Source organism: Acinetobacter tianfuensis (assembly GCF_003611465.1).
GTDB lineage: Bacteria > Pseudomonadota > Gammaproteobacteria > Pseudomonadales > Moraxellaceae > Acinetobacter > Acinetobacter tianfuensis.
Genome location: NZ_RAXV01000007.1, coordinates 68196 through 91389 on the forward strand (window position 1 = coordinate 68196; position 23194 = coordinate 91389).

Sequence of the window (23194 nt, forward strand, 5' to 3'; positions counted from 1 at the left end):
GAGGGATTAAGGGAGATTTAAAAGACCGCCTTGTGCGGTCTTTTTTTATCTAAAGCAATTCTGCATCCAAGCCCAAAGAATTTAAGCTACATCTTTTTGCAAGCGGCGCTCATGCAATGCTGTTAAATACACATCCAAAGCTTTCACTTCAGCTTCACTAAACTGCAAATACAGCTTAGTCCGGCGCTTTAAAATATCTTCAGCAGTGACTGCCCACTCCTGATCCACCAAATACTCAACCTCTAGCGCATATAAGCCATGCCCCAAATCTTCGCCTAATTCATGCACACTCGATATATGGCCAATCCATGTAAAAGCCAGTGTGCCATAAGCATTTGCCCAGCGCTCTGCCGTTTCAGCAGATAAGCCCTGCACCTTCTGCATAAGCGTATGAACAGCATCTTCTGCAGAGCTAAAATTTTCAGCGCCAGGAAGCAGTGAATTTTTCGTCCACGGCTGTTTCATGTCGGGAAAATAAGCCTGCATATAGGCCAGTGCAGACTCCGCCAGCTTACGGTAAGTCGTCAGTTTGCCGCCAAATACTGACAGCAGCGGCGGCTCACCCTCGGTATTGGAACTCAGGGCCAAAGTATAATCTCGCGTGACTGCGGATAGATTATCAGACTCATCATCACATAAAGGCCGAACACCAGAATAATCAGCGACAATATCAGCAGCGCTCAGCTGTGTTTTAAAGTGCGCATTGCATACATCTAATAGATAATTTATTTCATCGGAACTGATCTGAACATTGTTCGGATCTGCCTGATACTCCCGGTCTGTGGTGCCAATTAAAGTAAAGCGCTGCAAATAAGGAATAACAAAAACAATTCTTTGGTCATGATTTTGCAAAATAAATGCCTTATCTTGCTCATACATTTTAGGCACAATAATATGACTGCCCTGTACCAAACGAATACCATAAGACGGCTGAGCCTTCAGCGTATTCTGTATAAAAGATGCAACCCATGGCCCTGCAGCATTCACCAGCATTTTGGCTTGAATAACATAATTGCCTTGAGCGCTTTGCATCTCCAGCAGCCAGAGACCCGCCATGTGCTGTGCAGAAATGCATTTGGTACGTACCGCTATTTTTGCGCCGTGCTGACGCGCCTGCACTGCATTTAAAACCGTTAAGCGCGCATCATCTACAGCACAGTCAGAATATTCAAAACCGCGGGTAAAATTTGCTTTTAATGGACTGTCACACGAGTCAAACCTAACCGCAGCCGAACCTAGCAGCCGTTCACGCTTACCCAAATAATCATAAAAAAACAGGCCGGCTCTTATCAGCCATGCGGGCCTCAAATGCGGCTGATGCGGCATGATAAAGCGCATAGGATGCACAATATGCGGCGCTTTCTTCAACAGCACTTCCCGCTCGGCCAAAGCCTCACGCACTAAACGGAATTCCCTGTGCTCTAAATAGCGCAGTCCGCCATGAATAAGCTTAGAACTGGCAGAAGATGTATGTGAAGCCAAATCATCCTTCTCACACAAAAACACGCTTAAACCGCGCCCAGCCGCATCTGCAGCAATGCCTGCGCCATTAATGCCGCCGCCAATAACCGCAATGTCATACAGTTTCTGATCCCGCATAAACCCTCTCATTACCCATCCATATTGGGTGAAATAACGCAAACACCTTATATTTTCATATTTAAGCTGCAGGCTGATCATTGTTCTTTTTCAGCTGTCTTGCTTATCTGCTACTTTATAGCTATAGAGTGCCTGTTAATTTACGTTTTCACGCACAAATAAACACTTCACATACAATTTACTTGCTGCCGACTACATTTTAAGCAAAATTAAAGAAATAAGATAAAGATTACACAATAAAAATAGACTTTAAACGATCAGAACATAACGCATTCCATCCAGTATTGAAAAGCAGAACCCGAATAAAACCCATTGTTAAGCAGCTCCGCCTACTGAAGTAAAATACCCAAAAATCTGCTGCAATTTTTTACAGCTTCCAATACGCCGCCTTAATTACAGATCAGCTGACAACATTTTATCGGCTGCTGATTTTGCAATGGCAGCTGGCCGAAGCACGCTGAATTTCATAATAAAAGACTCCAGACCTATACTTTTTATTTTTTAACAAATGTTCAAATAAAAAACTGAAATCATACTAAAGTCAAAAGCATAACAGCCTATTTTTATTTACAATACCGCCCACGCAAAAATAAACTGTATTGTCTATATTGCACAAAGAAACACTGACATGATGCACAAATGAGGTTCACTGATAAGCACACATAAAACGGTAATGCTCCCGCAAACAGCGTATCCAATAAATAGAAAAATAAGCCTCAATAATACAAAAGGCGGCCTTAAAAGTTTAAATTGCAATCAAAATATTGCTCAGAATTTACGATTTTCAGCGCTTTCCAGCCCAAAAACTGGAAAGCTTTTTTTATGGAAGCAGCATCAGATTAGCCATCGAGTCTGCGATGCGTTTATGTCATACTTAAAAATAGATATAACAAGACTGGAAATGACATACATGAAAATAGTTTATAAATTATTGGCTTTGGGTCTAACGGCAGCAAGCTTAGCAGCATGTCAAAGTGCACCGAGCGCTTATAATGGCCAGTCCGGCTATCGAATTGAAAAACAGGATGCGAATTCGGCAACTTTGGCTTATACCCTTGCAGGCCGTCAAAATCAGCAGCTGGATGAAAATAAACTGCAGCGCGCATGTCAAAAAGTGTTAGGTCAAAACCGCACATTTAAACTGCAAATTCTGAGCATCAATGAAATTGCCAATCCAGCAGCAGAGTCTGTGCAATATGGCCGTCAAATTGGCAATACCCGCACCAACTTTGGCCTGTCAAACACACCGGATCTAAGAAATTCAGATAATCTTGGCGCGATGAATGCTTTAGAAGCGCGGCCTTCAACACTGCACATTGTGCGCTACACTTGTTCTTAACAAGTAAAAACAAAATAAGACGCATATAGCGTCTTATTTTTTATCTAATATTTAAAGCGTTTTATAGAAACTGACATTTCGGAATTCAGGCGACTCATCCAAATCAGGCCACGTCGTTGCGCTGCGCTCATCCAGCTTAATATATTTGGGGTGGCTGAAATTTTTCACACGGCTATCTGCAACCCACACTTCTGGTGCAAACTTTAAAAACTCATCTAAGAAAAAGCGGTTGCATTGGTCATACAGCACATCAGCAGCCAGCAAGATATCAACTTGCTCAGCTTTATACAGATCATCCAAATATTCCAATTCAACATCATTCAGCTCTGCATTGGCGCGGCAAGCATCCAAACTGACTTGATCAATGTCACAGCAAATCACCCGTTTTGCTCCGGCCATTTTCGCGGCAATCGCCACCACGCCCGAACCTGCACCAAAATCTAACACCACTTTATCTTTCACATGATGTGGCTCAGCCAATAGCCACTGTGCCATTGCTAAACCTGATGCCCAGCAAAAAATCCAATACGGTGTATCATTCCAAATACGACGAATGACTTCATCATCTAGCTTATCAGTTGGAAACACAGGTGGAATCAACCACAACGAAATTGGCGTTTCAGGCAATTGCTGTGCAAGCAGTTCGCAGCTGGGTATCACCTCATGCAAGGCATTGACTAAATGTTCTGGGGCTTTGGGGAATTGGAAAGTGCAGCTCATTAGAATTTTATTTTTCGAATACGCAGAGTTTTAATATCATAAAAGCCTAAATTAATGTCGGAAGCTCCCTCTCCTTTTAAAGGAGAGGGTTAGGGAGAGGATTATTTATAAAAAAGCACCCTTATCCCCTTGCGGAGCATGCTCCTCATCCCAAAGGGAGAAGGAACATCCCAATACAATTAACCTAACGCTTTTTCAGCAGCTTCAACAGTTTGACGAATCAACGTGGTAATCGTCATTGGGCCTACACCGCCTGGAACTGGCGTATAAGCAGAAGCAACTTCTTCAATACCCACCAATTGAATATCACCTACACCGCCGCCATCACGCGGGTGGAAACCAGCATCCACAACCACTGCACCCGGCTTGATCCAATCTTTTTGAATCAATTCAGCTTTACCTACAGCACCAACAATAATGTCAGCTTGTTTGACAAAGCTTGCTAAGTCTTGAGTGCGTGAGTGGCAAGTTGTCACTGTTGCATTCGCTTCAAGCAGCATTGCAGCCATTGGTTTGCCCAAAATTGCAGAACGGCCCACAACAACTGCGTGTTTACCCGCAATTTCAATGTTGTATTCTTTTAGAATCGTCATGATCCCTGCAGGAGTCGCTGAACCATAAGCAGCCTCACCCATCGCCATGCGGCCATAACCCAAGCAAGTTACGCCATCTACGTCTTTAGCAAGCGAGATTGCATCAAAACATGCACGCTCATCAATTTGAGCAGGCACTGGGTGCTGCAGCAAAATACCGTGTACATCCGGGTTTGCATTCAGTTTCTCAATTTCTGCAAGCAGCTGCTCAGTTGTCGTTTCTGAACCTAGCTCAACTTTTAATGAATCCATACCGACACGGCGGCAAGCATTTCCCTTCATACGCACATAAGTTGCAGATGCGCCATCGTCACCTACCAAAATAGTCGCAAGAATTGGGGTACGGCCTGTTTTCTCTTTCAGCGCTTCTACGCGAGTTAACAAGTCAGCTTCAATTTGTTTTGCCAATGCACGACCATCTAAAACTAATGCCACGGCACATCTCCAAGTGTTGATATGAATCAATTTCGCACATTCTACATGATAATTTTAAATATTTTATCTTGTGTGCTGTTTTTATGCTCATACAGATGAATCTGCTATTGTTTTTTTTTCAGAGCTTGCTAATATACGCATCAACAAGACATGGCGGGGTGGCAGAGTGGTCATGCAGCGGACTGCAACTCCGTGTACGCCGGTTCGATTCCGACCTCCGCCTCCATCTTGTTAAGCCCGAGTGGTGAAATCGGTAGACACAGGGGATTTAAAATCCCCCGACCTTCAAGTCGTGCCAGTTCGAGTCTGGCCTCGGGCACCATCTTACTGCTACAGTGTGATGGTGCAATAAAAGACCCAGCGTAAAGCTGGTTTTTTTATGCCTGAAATTTATTTAGCAAACTCCTCCAAAACCATCTTTTTTCTTTTTTTAACTTCTTCAAACAGAAAAAAACACCCGCTGCGGGATGTTTTCCTTTCATTTAAAACTGCAAAATCAAATACTAGCTCATCTGCTGCAGACAACGTTCCAAATTTCCTTTTAATTCCTGCCTTAAACTCTCAGGCTGAACAATACTCAGCGCTGGCATCCAAAACTGCACCAAAGGCAAGATTTGCATCGCATGACCAACTTCACTGGTCAGCAGTAAGCAGCCATCATTCAGCTCTGCTTTAATACTTTGCTTAGGCAGCACACTGCTCTGCTTAAAATAGGCCGCCAGTTCAGCAGACACCTTTATTTCCACCTCAAACGTGTCCTGATACAGCCAATCATAATCCCCTGTTTGCAATTGGGCCAAAATCATTGGATCAGGTTCAAATACAGCGCCGGCTTCTGTTTTTTGCTGTAAAACAATATGACTTAATGGATAACTTTTTAAATTCCCTTCACAGACTGCCGCCAAATACCAGCAGCCCTGCAGCTGAATAAGTCGATATGGCTGCGCCAGCTGCAATTCACCTTTAAATAAAAAGGCAATTTGCTGACATTGCTGAATGGCTGAGCCAACCGCCTGAAATAACGCTTCATACTGTTCAGCCCGCTCATAAGCAAAGCCTTTTAAACCGTAAAACTGTGCCGTCTGCTGATCCAGCATATTATGCAAGAATGGAATATCTGCTGAGGTATAAAAATGACTCATGCCCGAAAGCTGCGGCGTCTCTTGCGCTTTTATTTTTGTGAGATAAGCGGGATCTAAATAAAACTTTTTTGTTTTTTCATCTTGCAGCAGCGGCAAGTGGCCGCTCATTCTGTCAAAATCACGGCTGACAGTGCGGGTACTGACTGAAAACTCCAGCGCAAGATCTTTTACTGACAGCTTCATTCCCATATTTAACTTCGTCAAAATACAAGCCAGCCGCTCTGCAAGGCGTTCATGCATGGAGGGGTTTTCTTTCATACGCACCCTTAACACTCAACTAAGACATCACTTTTATTAATAAAATTATACACTTAAATTATTAACCGCTTTAAATGAAATATTACAATTACTTGTTTTCTATTCATCGACAAATGATGCCTAAATTGTGCATTTAGCGACATTAATTCGCTTTTAAGCGGTCTATATAACGCTCTAGATGCAGCATGGCCTTATACATTTTATGCAAATCATGACGCAGCACTTGCTGACAAATCACAGCTCGATGCAAACGCTTCAACGCCCGTCCGCTATGCATATCGGTATAAGCTGATGGCATAATTTTCATAACCCCTCCTAAGTGTGATTAATCACACAATACCAACCAAAACAGTTGGTTTCATTTAAGGCTTAATCTACACGACAATTTTGACAGGTTGTGTCGAGCAATCTGCATTTTTTAACATATGGAAAAATAATTTAATATTTTTATGATTTTAATTTGAATCAAATCACATTTTTACATCAAAATAAAAGCCAGTTCAAAAAACTGGCTTTTCGTCTATTTATCCTTTAATGTGTGTTATTTCATTCAGGAAATAACATTCACCACAACTTTACCAATATGCTCACCCGTATCCATACACGCATGCGCGTCTTGAATTTGGTCAAAGTTGAAAGTTTTATAAATCATTGGCAGACATTCACCTTTCGCCCACAGCGGAGCAACGTGCTCTTGCAAACCTTGGGCAATTTCTGCTTTTTCTGCAGTATTGCGCGCGCGCATGGTTGAACCAGTAATGGTCAAGCGCTTCATCATAATCTGACCAAGTTTCACATCCTTCGCTTTCGCCCCACCTAAAAATGCGATATAGACCAAACGGCCATCACGGCGCAGCAAATTGAGGTTTTTTTCTAAATATGGCGCACCCACCATATCCAGCACCACATCTACACCGCTATTGTCGGTTGCTTCATTAATGACTTGTTCGAAGTCTTGCGTTTTGTAGTTAATTGCTATCGTTAAGTCTGAAATGGCGTCTACTTTTTCATCTGAACCAACCGTTGCAAAAGATTTTAAGCCCAATGATTTGCACAGCATCAGCGCTGTAGTACCAATACCGCTTGCGCCGCCGTGGACTAAGACGGTCTCGCCTGCTTTAGCATACGCCATTTGGAACACATTCGCCCAGACCGTAAAGAAGGTTTCAGGAATCGCAGCAGCTTGGGTAAAGCTCACACCTTTGGGAATAGCAATGGTTTGACTTTCAGGCACTGCACAATATTCTGCATAACCGCCGCCATTGGTTAAACCGCAAACCAGATCACCCACTTGAAATAAAGTGACTTCAGCGCCGACAGCAACCACTTCACCTGCAACTTCCAAACCCGGTACTGGTGTTACACCTTTAGGCATTGGATATAAGCCTTGGCGCTGCAAAATATCTGGACGGTTAATGCCAAAGGCATGCACTTTAACCAAAACTTCATCTGCTTTTGCTGTAGGTACTGCTACAGTTTCATAAGCCAGTTTATCAACACCGCCTGGTTCTGTAATAATGACCTGCTGCATGGTTTCCTGTGACATTGTATTTCCTTTTCAATAATTGGCTATTCTTCTATCTCGGCACTATTTGAACATAGAAATGCCGCAGAATGAACAGCCATGAACTTATGTATAATTAAAGCATTATTCAGCAAATTCATCATAGGCACCGCATGTCTCAGCTCATTGAATACAATGAAAATAACCATAGTGACTATGAATGGTTTGACGGTTTTGCCGTGATTCGTTTCTATGCCGATTGGTGCGCGCCTTGCCTGCAAAACTTTCCAGTCTTTGAACAATGCGCGCAGCAAATGTCAGCACAGCATGACAATATTAAATTCGGCAAAGTGAATGTCGATCAATCACCCATTCTGACTTTGCGCTATAACGTTTATGGCCTGCCTTCAACTTTAATGTTCTATCAAGGTCAGATCATAAAGCGTATTGCTGGGGTGAAAACCCTGCATGAGCTGCAAACTCTCATTGAGCAAGCCATGCAGGCATACCCCGCGGATGACTAATGTTATTTCGCTGACTCATTTGGCATGTGCACAAATTTCATTAAAAATTTACGCACCAATGGCAACACAATCAAAATCAATGGGAACGCCATCATCCAAGACAGCATCCAAGCATGCAGCCAAATCCCTAAAAAGCCGTCTGCAGCTCCAATTTTTAAAAAGACGTTAAAACATGAGATCGCGCCGCTCATAATGCCAGATAGGATCAGAGGCATTAACCATGTTAGATGCTTGGGATGAAATTTTGGAAGCTTATTCATACGTTTCCCCTTGCGCTAGAACCGCCTGCGCTGCGTTCTTCGCTTTGACTGTTTGTTTCAGTGTTTTCATAAACTGGACAAAATGCGGCAAAAAATCTTGAAATAAAGGCATATCTTTATTTTCCAGCAAGGTTTCGCCAAACAGCTTTAAACCTATCCCAAAGGCTTTGGTTTTTTCATCATCCAACAGCTGTGCATTTCCTATCACCTCCAATACTTGAAAGATGTCATCATGGTTGTAGGCATTGAACTGCAAAACTTCCGTATACGCCGCTGGATTGCCCTGCGCATCGGCCATATGTTTTACGGTAATTTCATATTGATGCTGTTTCATTGAGACACCTCCATACGGCTGATTTCAACTGCCGCCTGATCTATTTTTTCTGCGATGGCATACACCTGTTCGGGTGTCAGTTCACAGTGCTGAATTTTAATGCGCAGTGATGCTTTCAAGTTTTCCATCGCACGTTTGATATCAGCATATTGTTCATTGTTATGGATTTGCTTGCGGGTATCAAAACGGCACAGGATTTTCTCTACAGTCGCTTGTTCCGCTTCTAGATGCTGCATGCCAAGTGGGCTAATACTGTACTGTTTACGCTCTTCAGCATTCAGTTCTGCATGAATGTACTGCTGTTCTTCAAGATAGTTCAGCGTTGGGTAAATCGTCCCTGTACTTGGGCTGTAACCGCCGCCCACGATTGCGCCTACATCTTTAATAATGTCGTAGCAGTATTTGGGCGCTTGAGAGATGAGATACAGCACCAGCAGTTTCATATGCCCTGCTTCAAATAGGCGTTTACGTGTTTTAACAGGACTATCGCTAGCAGTAAGAAGGTCTGAATTTGGCATAACCAAGATACACCTTAAGATCAATTAAGATATATCTTAAACTATTTTCTTTGGATGAAATATACTTTTTATTAAATTTTTATGAATTCATAAAACATCAATATGTAAGCAAAGTTTAGATATATGACAAATCAATAAAAGTGTCATTTTCAACTATTAAGTTTGAATCGCTTTTTAAAAAATCAAACCTGAGACAACATAATGACTAAACTGACTTCATTAAGCTTAGCGGTATTATTGGCATTCAATTTAACTGCCTGTAACGACAATGATGATAATGACGGATCATCCGCCCTGCCTGAAACACCAACTACACCAGCTCCAGAGCCAGAAACGCCAGAAGAAGAAGTTCCTGTACCTAAAAGCTATTTAGACGAAAACTTCGATCAGCTTAGCGCGCTTCCAGCCTCATGGACTGCACTGCGCTCCAATGCAGGCACGGTTGAAGTCAAAGACGGCAGCCTGTTCATTGACGGACGCGCCAATGACACACAAATGACCACGTTAATGCTGTCACCTGAATATCAAAAACTCAGAAACTATCGCATAGATGTCGAATTTACCTATTTAGAAAGAAATAATGGCGGCCGCTGGGGCAGTATTATTTACCGCGCTGCGGACAGCTATGCTGAACCTGCCTTCACCCCTTATTATCAATTTGCAATTCGCGCTGATGCAACTGGCGCAAGCGGTTTAGAACTGGCGCTGCGCCAGCCTACCAATGCGTGGAATGTCCTGCATAAATCTGCTTATAAAGAAAATATGGACATCAACACGCCGCATAAAGCGACGGTGATTGTGCATGGTCAGCGTGTGCGCCACTATATTGATGACAATTTAGTGCTGGATACCACACTGCCTTATAATCTAGACCAAGGCGCAGTCGGCTTATCTACTGCCGGCTTATTAATGAAAGTGGATTCAATCAAGATTACTGAACAGCTTGATCCGCTGCCTGAATCCAACCGCGTTACAGAAATTATTGACCAAAACCTGCCTGTTTCTATGGCGCCAACCATTGCCCAGCCTGCACCTGTGAACGGCATTTCCTCTGCTGCTGCAACACACATTGCCTATCAGCTGGATGAACAGTTAAATCTGCTGAATGCTGAACAGAAAAAAGTCATGCCTTTGCGTGATTATCTAAATGACGCAACGCGCCGCACGCTGCCGCTCCTTCATATCAAAAATGAACAAACCATTGAAAAATTAAAAGCGCTGAACGAAAGCCATGACCTGTCAGATATCACCTTGCTTTCAGATCAGCCTGAACTTTTGCGCAAAGCCCGGATTGCCATTCCTGCCCTTCGAACAGCGCTGGATTATTCCAAACAAACGGGATTAACAAATTCACGTAAAGATATAGTCACCATTGCGCACAATACCAATTTATCGCTTTCTAAAATTGTCATTCTGCCCAAGCATCTTGTACAGACAGAAGCTGTTTCGCATTTACAGCGCCTGCTGATTACACCTTGGGCAAATATTGAGACCAATAATGCGTTAACGGCTGCCGAAGCGATAAGCACAGGTGTCAATGGTATTTATACGTCTCAGCCAGAGACGGTTCAATCCATTATGAAATTGATGGCGCCTAACACGCTGCTGCGCAAACCGCTTATTACAGGACATCGCGGCATTCCTGCACTTGAAGATGAAAATACTTTAGAAGGCACATTAAAGGCCATCGAAGTCGGCGCAGATGCGGTTGAGTACGATGTATATCTTTCTAAAGACAATCATGTCGTGGTCATGCATGATTCAACCACAACACGCACCACAGGTGTAAATGCCAAAATTGAAGATTTGACGCTTGCAGAAATTCAGCACTTACGCACCATTCCAAATGGACGTAAAGTGCCGACAATGGATGAGATTCTTGCGGCTGTGAAAAAATATCCAAATGTGACCCATTTCATTGAAATCAAAAGTTCAAAACCTGAAATTGTTCCAAAAATTAAAGCTTTGCTAGATAAGTATGATGCTTATGACCAAGCGATTGTGATTAGTTTTCTTGGTGATCAAATGCTGCATATGAAGAATGAATTGCCGGGCGTATCGACTGGTTTTTTAACCAGCACACCGACAGCGCAAAGCAATATTGTCAACACGCGCCGCATTTTAGATGCAACGCAAAAATATTCCTCAACTTTTAACCCGTCTTTTTCTGGTTTAAATAAAGAACTGATGGTTATGGCGAGCCAGCGCGGCGTGACCTTCTGGCCGTGGACGTTCCGCATGAACAAAGATGATTTCAACCGCATGTATGTTCAAGGCACGCATGGTTTAACTACAGATTATGCGCATGATTCATCCAATCTGGCCGTAAAGCTAAATACAGCCAGCCAAATCACAGCCGCTGTAGGTAAACCTCTAGAAATCAATGCAGAAATCCAAACTCAGATTGGAGCGAAATCAAATTACATTGTGAAAAATATGCTGGTTTTGCCAAATTCAGTTAAATATACACAAAATGGTCAAGGGCTGACATTTACCGAAAAAGGCACTGCCTATGTCATGCCAAGCTATCAATATACGATGGCGCCAAATTACACCTATACCATTTATGCAAAGCCTGTCACTGTAACGATTCAATAGGTTTCAAAATAGCCATCTACTCATTCAGTTCATTGTCGGTCTTGATGATGAACTGAATACCCCCTATGCAATATGCTCGAAATTAATCGTTGCGGACATAAGTAATTTCATTAAATCAGCCTGTGAATTACATTTAGTTTTTGCATAAATTTGTTTTAAATAAGTTCTAACCGAACTCAAAGCCAATCCTTTTTGTTCCGCAATTTCTTCCAGATTTAAACCATTAACAAAGAGCTCACAAACCTGTATTTCTCTGCTCGACAGCATATAGGAGTTTTTTAAAAATACTGTTGCCAGCTCACTATACTGATTTGTTTCGGTCATAAAAATAACCACTCTCTGAGAGGCTGGTTCACCCATTTTATTTTGCTGTAAAATTTTTGCGCACGGAACAATACTCAACATCAGTTTTTGTTCAGATGTTTGATCAATCAATGCCATAACACCCCCTACAGATGAACTATCGGTCTGATTTAAATTAGATTTAGCTTGATCAAAAAATAATGCGCTCTGTATATATTGATTTAATTTTATCTGATGTTCTTTAGATATTTTAATTCGGTTAGATTGATCAATCTTAATTAGCTTTGATTTTTCAATAACGTTCTGTGCACTTTGATTTGTATAAATAAGCCGAGAATCCTGATCAATTAGCATCACCCCTAATTTTAAGCAATCTAATAATCTATATAAATCTTGATTATGCTGTTGAACTAAAGATAGTTGACGATAGATTTGCAAAGCACGGCGTAAATGCGTACCGATACGCCTCAATATATCTAATTCTCTCTGTTCATATTTACACGATGCCCGATGTAAACCTAACACCCCCCAACGATACTGCCCTGTATCAAGTAAAACAGCTGAAATATAGAAAACGCCTGTAGGCTTTAAACATCTATCGTAAAAAATAAATTCATCTGAATCTGGCGGCTTTAAGGCATAATCACTCAGATTCATATGAACAACCCCGCCCACTCCTGCTTGCTGCCATAATGGAGCATGCAATCGCATATCAATGATTTTTATACACTCTTCTTGATATGCAGCCATACTCACATCTGGAATCTGATGACTATAAATAAAATCGTGTTCGGGATTAAGCTGATCAAGAAATACAAAAATCGCCGTTTTGCTGCCCGTATATCTAACAACTTCTTCGAGCACATCTGGCCATTGCGCTCTATCTAAAGCAGCATCATAAATCATGCCAATTAATTTACTTTCGAGCTCTGACATAACTCACCCAAATTACTTATAATGAATTTAATAATATTTTTTGATTATTTATGTAATGTCTTTAGAACAAAGTCAAGGAAACATGAAATGTAATATATTTATTCACAAATCAAAAAATTAATAAAATTTATTATTTACTCCGCAGAATCCCCTATATTTATTAGACCTCTTTAATAAATTACTTTTCAATCCAATACCATCTAAACCATCCCCCCTAAACACATATTAAGAATGATTAACTTGAATAGCGCACCTCCATTTTGAACAAAAAACCCCGCCTTTCGGCGGGTTTTTTTAAATCAATTCAATCTATTACAAACGAACTAACTCAACAATTTTTTCAGCCACTTCTTCAGCAGCCTCTACGGCATAAGCCACATCCGTACCTTCAGCGAGGTCTGTAACAACCACTACACCAGTTTCACGAAGCAGCGCAACTTGAGCAGCATCTAAACCAGCTTTCGCAATTGCAACCACGCCTTGCTGAATCAGCAAGCTTTCAATCGCTTGCGCATTTTCAAGGGCTTTAGCACTAACAGTCACCGCAGCTGGTTTTTGCCCCAAACGCGCAGCACGCGCTTCCGCAGTTACAGGTTCGTTGTGTGCAGTCCATTCCACCGCAGATTCAACCATACCCGCGCCGACAGTCACGTTGCTTAAACGGTCAATAAAGATGAAAGAGCCTGTGTAACGGCTGTCATGGTAACGATCAAATACAACAGGAGCATCAAATTCAATCGTTACGTCTGCAATCGCATTCAGTTCAAGCTGTTCAACTTCCGTTTTTTCCAGTGTGTTGACATTGGTACGGTAGTTAATTTTCGCAACTTTGGCAGGAATCGTTTGCGTACCAAACTTCACGTTATACAGTTTGCCAACCACTAAAGGCTGATCTGTCATCCACACCACAGATGCACGTGCAGAACGTGAAGTTAAGGGCTGCTCACCCGCTTTTACCAGTACGTTGCCTCGTGAAATATCAATTTCATCATTTAATGTAAGTGTTACTGCTTGACCAGCTATGGCATTTTCAAGGTTGCCGTCAAAAGTAACAATTTCTTTAACTGTTGATTTCTTGCCAGATGGAAGCGCAACAATTTCATCGCCAACAGCAACTTCACCCAGTGCAATCGTGCCGCAGAAACCGCGGAAGTCTAGGTTTGGACGGTTCACATATTGAACAGGGAAACGGAATTCATGCGTACTGCTGTCACGTGTAATTTCAACAGTTTCCAAAGTCTCCATTAAGGTCTGGCCTTGGTACCAAGGTGTATTTGGAGATTTGTTTACAACGTTGTCACCATTTAACGCAGAAATAGGCGTAAAGATAATATTCGCAGGTTTACGCTCACCCAATTGGTTCACAAATTCGTTGTACTCTGCTTGAATTTCATTGAAACGAGCTTCAGAAAATTCAACTAAATCCATTTTGTTAATTGCAACAACAATGTTGCGAATACCCAAAAGGCTTGCAATAAATGAGTGACGGCGAGTCTGAGTTTGCACACCGTAACGCGCATCAATCAAAATGATTGCTAAATCTGCAGTCGATGCGCCTGTTGCCATGTTGCGGGTATACTGCTCATGTCCCGGGGTGTCGGCAATGATGAACTTACGTTTTTCAGTAGAGAAATAACGGTAAGCTACATCAATGGTAATGCCCTGCTCACGTTCTGCTTGCAGACCATCTACGAGTAAAGCCAAGTCAGGCGCATCGCCCGTCGTGCCGACTTTTTTCGAGTCACGTGTTACCGCTTGCAATTGATCTTCATAAATCAATTTTGAATCATAAAGCAAACGGCCGATTAACGTCGATTTACCGTCATCCACATTACCGCAAGTCAGGAAACGCAATAAGTCTTTATTTTCGTGCTGTTTTAAATATGCCAAGATGTCTTGGCTAATTAAATCTGATTGATGAGACATTGCTCAAAGCTCCACATATTCTTTTGAAATCGGTTTCTTAAATCCCCCTGTATCCCCCCTTTAAAAAAGGGGGAAATTCTCCTCTCTTTTATAAAGAGAGGCCGGGAGAGATTTCTAGAAGTAACCTTCCTGCTTTTTCTTTTCCATCGAGCCAGCTTCATCATGGTCAATCATACGGCCTTGACGTTCTGAGCTGGTCGCTAAAAGCATTTCTTGAATGATTTCCGGCAAGGTGCTTGCAGTCGATTCAACTGCACCTGTTAACGGATAACAGCCAAGTGTACGGAAACGTACCGATTTCATTTGCGGCACTTCACCTTCGTTCAAACGCATGCGCTCATCATCTACCATAATGAGTGTACCGCTGCGCTCAACCACTGGACGTTCAGCAGCTAAATACAAAGGAACAAGCTTAATATTTTCCAGATAGATGTATTGCCAAATATCCAACTCAGTCCAGTTAGACAATGGGAACACACGAATGCTTTCACCCTTGTTCACTTTACCGTTGTAAAGATTCCAAAGTTCAGGACGCTGGTTTTTCGGGTCCCAACGGTGCTTCGTATCACGGAAAGAATAAACACGCTCTTTAGCACGTGATTTTTCTTCGTCACGGCGCGCACCGCCAAAAGCAGCATCAAACTGGTATTTATCAAGCGCTTGTTTTAAGCCTTGAGTTTTCATGATGTCTGTATATTTTGAACTGCCATAGTCAAATGGGTTTACATTCGCATCTAGGCCTTCTTTATTTTGATGCACGATCAAATCAAAGCCATGCTCTTTCGCCATGTTGTCACGGAAAGTAATCATGTCTTTAAACTTCCAGCCCGTATCGACATGCAGCAGCGGGAATGGAAGTTTGGCAGGATAGAAGGCTTTCAATGCAAGATGCAGCATAACCGCAGAATCTTTACCAATAGAATAAAGCATCACTGGGTTTTCAAACTCAGCGGCAACTTCACGGATGATATGAATACTCTCAGCTTCTAGCTGCTTAAGATGAGTAAGTCTTTCCTCATTTAACGACATGGACAACACCAGCTTAGAAAATCGTGTACTTATGACACTTTTGAAATTTGTTATTCATTATAGTGATTTACTTATCCCAACTATTGCTTGTTTTATTATATTGATATGCAAATTCGTCATATAAAACTTTGCTGATATTTTTAATCAATTTTACTGAGCAAAACAACACCGACTTATAAATCTAACCAATTATGCCATAATTTCCGTATATTTATTAAAAGTCTAAACGATGAAGTCATAGTTAAATACTCTAATGCTTTTATTTTCAAATTTATAAAAAAACCCTCTGTACACGACAAAAATAGATAACTCATTGAAATAATGTCATAATAATTGTTTTCTAACGACGAATACTATGACACATCTCAATGAGTTATATCTTATCTTAAACAAATCTCTAAAATGGAACAAGTCACATTTAAAGTGCTTTGCGCTCATCATGCTTGTGATTATTTTAAAGCAAACATGTAATCTTTCTTCTGCATCTAAAGCCTTGCCCATCAAGTGCTTACCACAATCATTTTATCGACGTATGCAGCGCTTCTTTGCAGGTCAGTATTTTGATTATCGTCAAATTTCTCAGTTGATTTTCAATATGTTTTCATTCGACCAAGTGCAACTGACTTTAGATAGAACCAATTGGAAATGGGGAAAACGAAATATTAATATCCTGATGCTCGCAATCGTTTATCGTGGAATAGCGATACCTATCCTTTGGACATTGCTTAATAAAAGTGGAAATTCAGATACGAAAGAGCGCATTGCTTTGATTCAACGCTTTATAGCCATTTTTGGTAAAGACCGTATTGTGAATGTGTTCGCAGACAGAGAGTTTATCGGTGAGCAGTGGTTTACATGGTTAATTGAACAAGACATCAACTTCTGCATTCGTGTTAAAAAAACTTCATTGTCACCAATCATTTAGGAAAGAATCATAAAATTAGTGATTTATTTCGCCATCTTAAAGTTGGTCAAATTGAATGTCGTAAACGACGGATTTTGGTTGGTCGGGTGAAACTATATATAAGTGCACTACAGTTAGAAAATGGAGAGCTTTTACTCGTCGTTTCTCCTCAGTTTAATGCCAATGCTATTCAGGATTATGCATTACGCTGGGAAATTGAAACCTTATTCAGTTGTCTCAAAGGACGCGGGTTTAATCTTGAAAATACGCGCTTGACAGACCCTAGACGAGTGAAAAAATTGATTGCGGTGTTAGCTATAAGCTTCTGTTGGTGTTACTTAACGGGTGAATGGCAACATGATCAAAAAAAAGCGATAAAAATAAAGAAGCATGGACGACTCTCAATGAGTTTATTTCGCTATGGTTTAGACTATGTTCAAATGGCGATTCAGCGTTTAATTGGTTTTGGGAAAAAAGAAGAGTTTAAGGAAATTTTGGCAATTTTAAGAAGGCAGAATCCTGATAGGATAAGGGTTCTGTGAAATTTGTCGTGTACAGAGAAAAAAACCTTAGAGTAAAAGCAGTTCTCTTTTATACCCTGCAGACTATGCCTTATAGCCATTTTGACATTGAAACCCTCAAAGCACGCTTAGAACAGGCAAGACTTGCCGGATATATCTACCAGCATCAGCAGCATATGCTGATTTTGCAAGAACCTGCAGCAGAGAACGGCTCTGCCTTAAACAATTTTGTGCAGCATGAGCACAGTTCCGACCAATTAGGCCTGCAATTTGGCCTACGACTTTCGGAGCAAAAGTGGGAGTTTGTCATTGGCATTACTCACAGCAATCAAAATAATCATTATGAAATCGGCGCGGGCAGCTTGAAAGGCGACCAGCGCGCTTTTAATTTGCTGTATGCTTTTTATAACTATCCCAAAGGTTTTTATATGGTGAGCATGCCTTTGGCTTCAAATGCCAGCCAGCTGGAAGCCGCGATTCAGCAGCAATTGTTTGAACTGCCAGAAATGGACTTTTTAAAAACAGCCCTAAAAATCAATCCAATGGGTGAACAGGTTGCGTGGATGAGCAGTATCATTTTACAAATCGCCTTAGAAATGAAAGTCCGCATTCAAACCGCACTATTGTAATCATAACTCCAGACATTTAAAGATTATGAAATGATTCATGCGCTGTGTATTTTTACACAGCGCATTTCTTATTGAGGCTATGCATATAAACAATCTAGAACGCCAATGCAGTCGGATACAAAAATTTACAGACTTTAAACCGCAATATAGAATTTAAAGCCTAAATTGACGGCAATGCCGCTGTGCTATACCTATTTGCAGTTAACAAAACTCTATAAAACGACATATTTGTGAAAAATATTTCAACAAATTGACAATAATTGTCAGCCATTTATTACACAACTTCATCATTCGGTGTTATCTTAGAATTATAAAAAAATATGTTGCCAGAAATAATTTTTTTTAATTATTCATATTTTAAGATGAGAGAAATTGCTATGTGGGAATTGCTCACTCATCCATCGAATATTGCATTCAGCATTAGCCTGTGTCTGATGTTTTTATTTGGGATACTTGAAGTTCTTTTAGCAGTCATTGGAGGCGGCTCACAAAGCTTAGTCGAACAATTCCTGCCGGAAGATCTAGAGAAACAATCCATAAATGGCGCGCCTAAAAAGCGCAGCCTAATACGAAAAATTTTAGATTGGCTATGTTTAGGGCACGTACCGCTCTTTATCTGGCTCATCATTTTTCTAAGTGCATTCAGCTTCACAGGCCTGATGATCCAAAGCATGATGCACTACTTTACTGACATGCTGTTTAATGCACTGCTGATCACATTGGCAAGCTTTTTTCTCTGCATGCCATTGGTACGTCTTTGCGTGCAAACTGTGGCAAGACTTTTACCGTATGACAATCTGCCTATCCTTTACAGTGATGCGCTGATTGGCTGTACCGCAGTCATTGTTCACGGCGAAGCGCGCATGAATATGCCCGCTAAGGCCAAAGTACAAGATCAGCAAGGCATTACACATTATGTCATGGTAGAGCCTGACCAAGAAGTTTCACTCAGTACAGGCAGTTCTCTTGTACTGACGCAAAAAACAAAAAATGGTTTCCAAGGCACTCTCCTGTAAACCGCATTTTTAAATAAAAAGCTGCAGCCCATTCTGCGGCTTTTTATTTAAATTTAGATTCGTATTTAAAGCTGTGCAGTCCTGACCTTAAAGCCGCTAAAACCTGAAAGTGAGCATATCGCCGTGATGAATCAACTCACACTGCAGCCTTTTATATGCAAGAGAAATCTAAGAATACGCAGCTGAATATTTTTTAATCCATCCGCATATCAAAACATAGTCCATCATCTGTGAAATACATTCATTCCAGATTCAGCATCAACACGTTCAGCTTTAAACTGCTGCGGCCGTACAGACAAAAACCACAAAAAGCCTAATGACATGCATCAGGCTTTTAAAATATTTATAACTTGATATAAAGCTGAGATCTGCCAAGCAGGCTTAACTTAAACCAGCCCTTTATCCTTAAGCACAGCATACATAGTAGAACCCAGCTCTGCCGGACTGCGCGTATATGCCATGCCAGCTTTTTCAAAAGCCGCAAATTTTTCTTCTGCAGTGCCTTTACCGCCAGAAATAATCGCGCCAGCATGCCCCATACGCTTGCCTTTTGGCGCTGTTACACCTGCAATATAACCCACCACAGGTTTGGTCACATGAGACTGAATATATTCAGCCGCTTCTTCCTCTGCAGTGCCGCCAATTTCACCAATCATGATGATCGCTTCAGTTTGCGGGTCTTCCTGGAACAGCTTTAAGCAGTCAATTTGGTTCATACCCGGAATTGGGTCACCGCCAATACCGATACAGGTTGACTGCCCTAAACCAAGCTTGGTCGTTTGTGCGACGGCTTCATAGGTCAATGTACCTGAACGCGAAATAATACCAATCTTGCCTGCTTGGTGAATATAACCTGGCATAATGCCGATCTTACATTCACCTGGGGTAATAATCCCCGGACAGTTAGGTCCAATCAAACGCGCATTATTGCCGTAGGTTTCCAAATAACGCTTGGCTTTTAACATATCCAGCGTTGGTACGCCTTCTGTAATCACAACAATCAGCTCAATACCTGAATCAATAGATTCAATAATCGAATCTAATACAAACGGCGCAGGTACATAAATCGAGGTTGCCGTTGCACCAGTTTCACGAACCGCTTCTTTCATCGTATTAAAGACTGGCAGGTTTAAGTGCTGTGTGCCGCCTTTGCCCGGTGTTACGCCGCCAACAACTTTTGTGCCGTAAGCGATTGACTGTTCAGAGTGAAATGTACCGTTTTTACCGGTAAAACCTTGCACCAATACTTTTGTGTCTTTATTTACTAATACGCTCATGATTTCTGCTCCCTTAGCCTTTTACCGCAGCAACGATTTTTTCTGCAGCATCCGCTAGTCCGCTTGCAGAAATCAATTTCAAACCGGATTCATCAAGTAATTTTGCACCTAATTCTGCATTGTTCCCTTCTAAACGAACAACCACAGGCACAGTGACATTTACTTCTTGAACCGCTGCAATAATTGCTTCTGCAATCATGTCACAACGTACAATTCCGCCAAAAATGTTAATTAATACACCTTGTACAGACGTATCTGCCAAAATAATTTTAAAGGCTTCGATCACGCGCTCTTTGGTCGCGCCGCCTCCAACATCAAGGAAGTTTGCCGGCTGACCGCCATATAGCTTAATGATGTCCATGGTTGCCATGGCAAGCCCTGCGCCATTGACCATACAGCCAATGTTGCCTTCTAAGGCCACATAGTTCAGATCAAACTCAGACGCTTTCAGCTCACGCTCATTTTCCTGCGACTTATCACGCAGCGCGGCAATTTCGGGTAAACGGTATAGCGCATTTGAGTCAATGCCAATTTTTGCATCCACACATAAAATCTCGCCATTTTCACGTACAGAAAGCGGGTTAATTTCAAATAAGGCAAAATCATTTTCAATGAATGCTTGATAAGCAGCTGACATGATTTTGACAAACTGGCTAACTTGCTTATCTTTCAAATTCAGCGCAAAGGCCACTTCACGCGCTTGGAACGGCAATAAACCCACTAAAGGATCAACTTCGACTTTAATAATCTTTTCTGGTGTTTCTTCCGCGACTTTTTCAATTTCAACACCGCCTTCAGTCGATGCCATAAACGTCACACGGCGGCTTGAACGGTCTACAACAGCACCCAAATAAAGCTCACGCTCTACAGGATAAACATCTTCAGAAACCAAAATACCGCTGACTGGCTGACCTAATGCATCTGTCTGATAAGTGACTAAGCGTGAACCGACCATCTGGTTGACATAATCTGTCGCTTCTTGAGCCGACTTCACTACTTTCACGCCGCCTGCCTTACCGCGGCCGCCAGCATGCACTTGGGCTTTTAAAACTGCAAACTTGCCGCCCAATTGCTCAAAAGCTTTTACAGCTTCTTCAGCAGTGGTTACAAATACGCCTTCTTGGACGGGCATACCATATTTTTTTAATAACGCTTTAGCTTGATATTCGTGTAGATTCATTGAACAACCTTTTACTCATTTTTCGCTTTGTTATGACCCATTAAAGCCCAGACATCCGTCAAAGCAGCTTTAACCTTTTTAAAAATTTAAAATATTTCTTATCTTTATTTTTAGATGATTGTTCATATAAAAACAACCACCAAATGCAAAAAGAGCGGCCTAGGCCGCTCTTTTCTTCATCTTATTTACGTTTACGCTGAATCGCGTGAATCGCACGTCCATCGACTGCAAGCGCAGCTTCATGGACAACTTCAGAGAATGTCGGGTGACCGAAAGTCATTAACTGAAGATCTTCAACAGAAGATACAAACTCAAGCGCGATCATGCCTTGGTGTACGATGTCAGACGCAGCAGGCCCAATCACGTGCATACCAAGCAAACGATCCGTTTTAGCATCTGCTACAAACTTCACGAAACCAGCATTTTCACCAGCAGCCATTGCACGGCCGTTCGCAGCAAAACCAAATTGACCAGTCTTAACTTCGTGGCCTTTTTCTTTCGCTTGCTCTTCTGTTAAACCTACCCACGCCGCTTCTGGGTGTGTGTAAATTACAGAAATAATGGTGTCGTAGTTTACTTGTGCTGCATGACCGTGAATACGTTCAACAGCCATTACGCCTTCTTCCATTGCTTTATGCGCAAGCATTGGACCGCGCACCAAGTCACCAATTGCGTATACGCCTTCAACAGAAGTTGCACACCAATCGTTTACTTCAACTAAACCGCGTTCAGTCAGTTTGATACCGCAATCTTCAGCCAATAAGCCTTCAGCATAAGCGCGACGGCCTACACAAACGATCAATTTATCGAAAGTTTGAGTTTTGTCTTCGCCGCCTTGAGTGTACTTAACTGTAACTTCACGGCCGTTAACTTCAGTACCGGCAACTTTAGCGCCAACACGGATATCAAGACCTTGTTTAGTCAATAGTTTTTGGTAGTCTTTTGCCAAAGCTTTATCAGCCATTGGCAAGAATGCATCCATTGCTTCAAATACAACAACTTCAGCACCAAGACGACGCCATACAGAACCAAGCTCAAGACCAATTACGCCCGCACCGATTACGCCTAAACGCTTAGGTACTTCTTGGAATTCTAATGCGCCAGTAGAGTCAACGATGATGTCTTGATCTACAGGAGCTACTGGAATATTTACAGGAACAGAACCAGTCGCAAGAATTACGTATTTAGGTTCTAAAACTTGAGTTTCGCCTTCGTGAGATACAAACTCAACTTTTTTACCAGCAAGTAATTTACCCGTACCTTTTAACCATTCGATACCGTTACCTTTAAGAAGGCCATCGATACCCATCGTCAATTGGTTTACGATTTTGTCTTTACGGTCAAGAAGTTTTGCAAGATCAAATTTCACTTCACCTGTTGTAATACCGTGGTCATCTAGGTGATGAACAGTATCTTCATAACGGTGTGAAGAATCTAAAAGCGCTTTAGACGGGATACAGCCCACGTTCAAGCAAGTACCGCCTAGAGACGGCTTGCCTTTATGGATGCGTTTTTCGATACACGCAACTTTAAAGCCTAATTGCGCAGCGCGGATCGCAGCTTCATAACCACCTGGACCGCCGCCAATTACAACTAAATCAAATTGTTGAGACATTATTCTCTCCAAAAATGGGCCTAGAGGATCGCTC

The 23194-nt window shown here is 41.8% G+C and carries 21 protein-coding genes and 2 tRNA genes; 8 read left to right on the forward strand and 15 right to left on the reverse strand.

The annotated features are described in order from the left end of the window. Positions 1 to 81 precede the first annotated feature (81 nt). Positions 82 to 1599: a glycerol-3-phosphate dehydrogenase gene (gene glpD / locus D7V32_RS04965; protein ID WP_120401801.1), complete on the reverse strand. Its 1518-nt coding sequence runs from the start codon at positions 1597 to 1599 to the stop codon at positions 82 to 84. Between the two features lie 910 nt (positions 1600 to 2509). Between glpD and D7V32_RS04970 the strand changes: the two genes are divergently transcribed. Then, positions 2510 to 2938, forward strand: a complete 429-nt coding sequence (locus tag D7V32_RS04970; RefSeq protein ID WP_120401802.1) for a hypothetical protein — start codon at positions 2510 to 2512, stop codon at positions 2936 to 2938. A gap of 51 nt (positions 2939 to 2989) precedes the next feature. On the opposite strand, the gene D7V32_RS04975 is transcribed toward D7V32_RS04970, so the two are convergent. Beyond that, a complete protein-coding gene (locus D7V32_RS04975) occupies positions 2990 to 3658 on the reverse strand; it encodes a class I SAM-dependent methyltransferase (protein WP_120401803.1) in 669 nt (222 codons plus the stop codon). A gap of 179 nt (positions 3659 to 3837) precedes the next feature. Continuing rightward, the gene (gene folD / locus D7V32_RS04980) at positions 3838 to 4686 is read right to left on the reverse strand and encodes a bifunctional methylenetetrahydrofolate dehydrogenase/methenyltetrahydrofolate cyclohydrolase FolD (protein WP_120401804.1); all 849 of its coding nucleotides are present in this window, start codon (positions 4684 to 4686) and stop codon (positions 3838 to 3840) included. Between the two features lie 152 nt (positions 4687 to 4838). On the opposite strand from folD, the gene D7V32_RS04985 reads away from it, so the two are divergent. Both D7V32_RS04985 and D7V32_RS04990 read left to right on the forward strand, forming a co-directional pair. Continuing rightward, positions 4839 to 4912 (forward strand) — tRNA-Cys (locus D7V32_RS04985). 9 nt (positions 4913 to 4921) lie between these two features. Then, positions 4922 to 5008: transfer RNA gene (locus tag D7V32_RS04990), tRNA-Leu, on the forward strand. Positions 5009 to 5189: 181 nt separating this feature from the next. On the opposite strand, the gene D7V32_RS04995 is transcribed toward D7V32_RS04990, so the two are convergent. The 3 genes from D7V32_RS04995 to D7V32_RS05000 all read right to left on the reverse strand — a co-directional run bounded on the left by D7V32_RS04995 (position 5190) and on the right by D7V32_RS05000 (position 7632). After that, positions 5190 to 6086 (reverse strand): helix-turn-helix transcriptional regulator, encoded by an 897-nt coding sequence (locus D7V32_RS04995; RefSeq protein ID WP_120401805.1) that lies wholly within the window; start codon positions 6084 to 6086, stop codon positions 5190 to 5192. Between the two features lie 142 nt (positions 6087 to 6228). After that, the gene (locus tag D7V32_RS17240; protein WP_171407583.1) at positions 6229 to 6393 is read right to left on the reverse strand and encodes a hypothetical protein; all 165 of its coding nucleotides are present in this window, start codon (positions 6391 to 6393) and stop codon (positions 6229 to 6231) included. A 243-nt stretch (positions 6394 to 6636) separates the two neighbouring features. Then, positions 6637 to 7632, reverse strand: a complete 996-nt coding sequence (locus D7V32_RS05000) for an NAD(P)H-quinone oxidoreductase (RefSeq protein WP_120401806.1) — start codon at positions 7630 to 7632, stop codon at positions 6637 to 6639. A 131-nt stretch (positions 7633 to 7763) separates the two neighbouring features. Between D7V32_RS05000 and D7V32_RS05005 the strand changes: the two genes are divergently transcribed. Next, complete coding sequence (locus tag D7V32_RS05005; RefSeq protein ID WP_120401807.1) at positions 7764 to 8114, forward strand: thioredoxin family protein; 351 nt, start codon at positions 7764 to 7766, stop codon at positions 8112 to 8114. A gap of 2 nt (positions 8115 to 8116) precedes the next feature. Here the strand turns inward: D7V32_RS05005 and D7V32_RS05010 are convergent, their stop codons facing one another. The 3 genes from D7V32_RS05010 to D7V32_RS05020 are packed head-to-tail and all read right to left on the reverse strand — an operon-like array spanning position 8117 to position 9226. Further along, complete coding sequence (locus D7V32_RS05010) at positions 8117 to 8374, reverse strand: DUF2798 domain-containing protein (RefSeq protein ID WP_120401808.1); 258 nt, start codon at positions 8372 to 8374, stop codon at positions 8117 to 8119. Then, complete coding sequence (locus tag D7V32_RS05015) at positions 8367 to 8708, reverse strand: DUF3861 domain-containing protein (RefSeq protein WP_120401809.1); 342 nt, start codon at positions 8706 to 8708, stop codon at positions 8367 to 8369. Before D7V32_RS05015 ends, D7V32_RS05010 begins: the two co-directional genes overlap by 8 nt. After that, entirely contained in the window at positions 8705 to 9226 is a 522-nt protein-coding gene (locus D7V32_RS05020) for a PadR family transcriptional regulator (protein WP_120401810.1), read from the reverse strand. The genes D7V32_RS05015 and D7V32_RS05020 overlap by 4 nt, the downstream gene beginning before the upstream one ends. Before the next feature lie 201 nt (positions 9227 to 9427). Between D7V32_RS05020 and D7V32_RS05025 the strand changes: the two genes are divergently transcribed. Beyond that, a complete protein-coding gene (locus tag D7V32_RS05025; RefSeq protein WP_120401811.1) occupies positions 9428 to 11824 on the forward strand; it encodes a glycerophosphodiester phosphodiesterase family protein in 2397 nt (798 codons plus the stop codon). A 63-nt stretch (positions 11825 to 11887) separates the two neighbouring features. Here D7V32_RS05025 and D7V32_RS05030 read toward each other — a convergent pair whose 3' ends face one another. The 3 genes from D7V32_RS05030 to cysD form a co-directional block, all read right to left on the reverse strand. Beyond that, a complete protein-coding gene (locus D7V32_RS05030) occupies positions 11888 to 13063 on the reverse strand; it encodes a helix-turn-helix transcriptional regulator (protein ID WP_120401812.1) in 1176 nt (391 codons plus the stop codon). Between the two features lie 312 nt (positions 13064 to 13375). Next, positions 13376 to 14989 (reverse strand): sulfate adenylyltransferase subunit CysN, encoded by a 1614-nt coding sequence (gene cysN / locus D7V32_RS05035; protein ID WP_120401813.1) that lies wholly within the window; start codon positions 14987 to 14989, stop codon positions 13376 to 13378. A gap of 114 nt (positions 14990 to 15103) precedes the next feature. Beyond that, positions 15104 to 16018 (reverse strand): sulfate adenylyltransferase subunit CysD, encoded by a 915-nt coding sequence (gene cysD / locus D7V32_RS05040; protein ID WP_120401814.1) that lies wholly within the window; start codon positions 16016 to 16018, stop codon positions 15104 to 15106. Positions 16019 to 16373: 355 nt separating this feature from the next. On the opposite strand from cysD, the gene D7V32_RS05045 reads away from it, so the two are divergent. From D7V32_RS05045 to D7V32_RS05055, 3 genes are all read left to right on the forward strand, one after another. Further along, a protein-coding gene (locus D7V32_RS05045) for an IS4-like element ISAba1 family transposase (RefSeq protein WP_120401815.1) occupies positions 16374 to 17464 on the forward strand; the annotation gives its coding sequence in 2 pieces (ribosomal slippage) (positions 16374 to 16914 and positions 16914 to 17464; 1092 coding nt in all). A 65-nt stretch (positions 17465 to 17529) separates the two neighbouring features. Next, the gene (locus tag D7V32_RS05050) at positions 17530 to 18072 is read left to right on the forward strand and encodes a hypothetical protein (protein ID WP_120401816.1); all 543 of its coding nucleotides are present in this window, start codon (positions 17530 to 17532) and stop codon (positions 18070 to 18072) included. 377 nt (positions 18073 to 18449) lie between these two features. Beyond that, the gene (locus D7V32_RS05055; protein ID WP_120401833.1) at positions 18450 to 19088 is read left to right on the forward strand and encodes an OB-fold-containig protein; all 639 of its coding nucleotides are present in this window, start codon (positions 18450 to 18452) and stop codon (positions 19086 to 19088) included. Positions 19089 to 19474: 386 nt separating this feature from the next. On the opposite strand, the gene sucD is transcribed toward D7V32_RS05055, so the two are convergent. From sucD to lpdA, 3 genes are all read right to left on the reverse strand, one after another. Continuing rightward, positions 19475 to 20365 (reverse strand): succinate--CoA ligase subunit alpha, encoded by an 891-nt coding sequence (sucD, locus tag D7V32_RS05060; RefSeq protein WP_120401817.1) that lies wholly within the window; start codon positions 20363 to 20365, stop codon positions 19475 to 19477. A gap of 13 nt (positions 20366 to 20378) precedes the next feature. Then, positions 20379 to 21545 (reverse strand): ADP-forming succinate--CoA ligase subunit beta, encoded by a 1167-nt coding sequence (gene sucC, locus D7V32_RS05065; protein WP_120401818.1) that lies wholly within the window; start codon positions 21543 to 21545, stop codon positions 20379 to 20381. A gap of 181 nt (positions 21546 to 21726) precedes the next feature. Beyond that, positions 21727 to 23160, reverse strand: a complete 1434-nt coding sequence (gene lpdA / locus D7V32_RS05070; protein WP_120401819.1) for a dihydrolipoyl dehydrogenase — start codon at positions 23158 to 23160, stop codon at positions 21727 to 21729. Between the last annotated feature and the right edge of the window lie 34 nt (positions 23161 to 23194).

What these genes read in the sequence shown, in the direction of transcription:
- D7V32_RS05050 (WP_120401816.1), top strand. Translation starts at nt 17,530, where the DNA reads ATGCCTTATAGCCATTTTGACATTGAAACCCTCAAAGCACGCTTAGAA.
- D7V32_RS05020 (WP_120401810.1), bottom strand. Translation starts at nt 9,226, where the DNA reads ATGCCAAATTCAGACCTTCTTACTGCTAGCGATAGTCCTGTTAAAACA.
- D7V32_RS17240 (WP_171407583.1), bottom strand. Translation starts at nt 6,393, where the DNA reads ATGAAAATTATGCCATCAGCTTATACCGATATGCATAGCGGACGGGCG.
- D7V32_RS05030 (WP_120401812.1), bottom strand. Translation starts at nt 13,063, where the DNA reads ATGTCAGAGCTCGAAAGTAAATTAATTGGCATGATTTATGATGCTGCT.
- D7V32_RS05000 (WP_120401806.1), bottom strand. Translation starts at nt 7,632, where the DNA reads ATGTCACAGGAAACCATGCAGCAGGTCATTATTACAGAACCAGGCGGT.
- D7V32_RS05015 (WP_120401809.1), bottom strand. Translation starts at nt 8,708, where the DNA reads ATGAAACAGCATCAATATGAAATTACCGTAAAACATATGGCCGATGCG.
- D7V32_RS04995 (WP_120401805.1), bottom strand. Translation starts at nt 6,086, where the DNA reads ATGAAAGAAAACCCCTCCATGCATGAACGCCTTGCAGAGCGGCTGGCT.
- D7V32_RS04970 (WP_120401802.1), top strand. Translation starts at nt 2,510, where the DNA reads ATGAAAATAGTTTATAAATTATTGGCTTTGGGTCTAACGGCAGCAAGC.
- lpdA (WP_120401819.1), bottom strand. Translation starts at nt 23,160, where the DNA reads ATGTCTCAACAATTTGATTTAGTTGTAATTGGCGGCGGTCCAGGTGGT.
- sucD (WP_120401817.1), bottom strand. Translation starts at nt 20,365, where the DNA reads ATGAGCGTATTAGTAAATAAAGACACAAAAGTATTGGTGCAAGGTTTT.
- sucC (WP_120401818.1), bottom strand. Translation starts at nt 21,545, where the DNA reads ATGAATCTACACGAATATCAAGCTAAAGCGTTATTAAAAAAATATGGT.
- cysN (WP_120401813.1), bottom strand. Translation starts at nt 14,989, where the DNA reads ATGTCTCATCAATCAGATTTAATTAGCCAAGACATCTTGGCATATTTA.
- D7V32_RS05005 (WP_120401807.1), top strand. Translation starts at nt 7,764, where the DNA reads ATGTCTCAGCTCATTGAATACAATGAAAATAACCATAGTGACTATGAA.
- cysD (WP_120401814.1), bottom strand. Translation starts at nt 16,018, where the DNA reads ATGTCGTTAAATGAGGAAAGACTTACTCATCTTAAGCAGCTAGAAGCT.
- D7V32_RS05055 (WP_120401833.1), top strand. Translation starts at nt 18,450, where the DNA reads ATGTGGGAATTGCTCACTCATCCATCGAATATTGCATTCAGCATTAGC.
- glpD (WP_120401801.1), bottom strand. Translation starts at nt 1,599, where the DNA reads ATGCGGGATCAGAAACTGTATGACATTGCGGTTATTGGCGGCGGCATT.
- D7V32_RS04975 (WP_120401803.1), bottom strand. Translation starts at nt 3,658, where the DNA reads ATGAGCTGCACTTTCCAATTCCCCAAAGCCCCAGAACATTTAGTCAAT.
- D7V32_RS05010 (WP_120401808.1), bottom strand. Translation starts at nt 8,374, where the DNA reads ATGAATAAGCTTCCAAAATTTCATCCCAAGCATCTAACATGGTTAATG.
- D7V32_RS05025 (WP_120401811.1), top strand. Translation starts at nt 9,428, where the DNA reads ATGACTAAACTGACTTCATTAAGCTTAGCGGTATTATTGGCATTCAAT.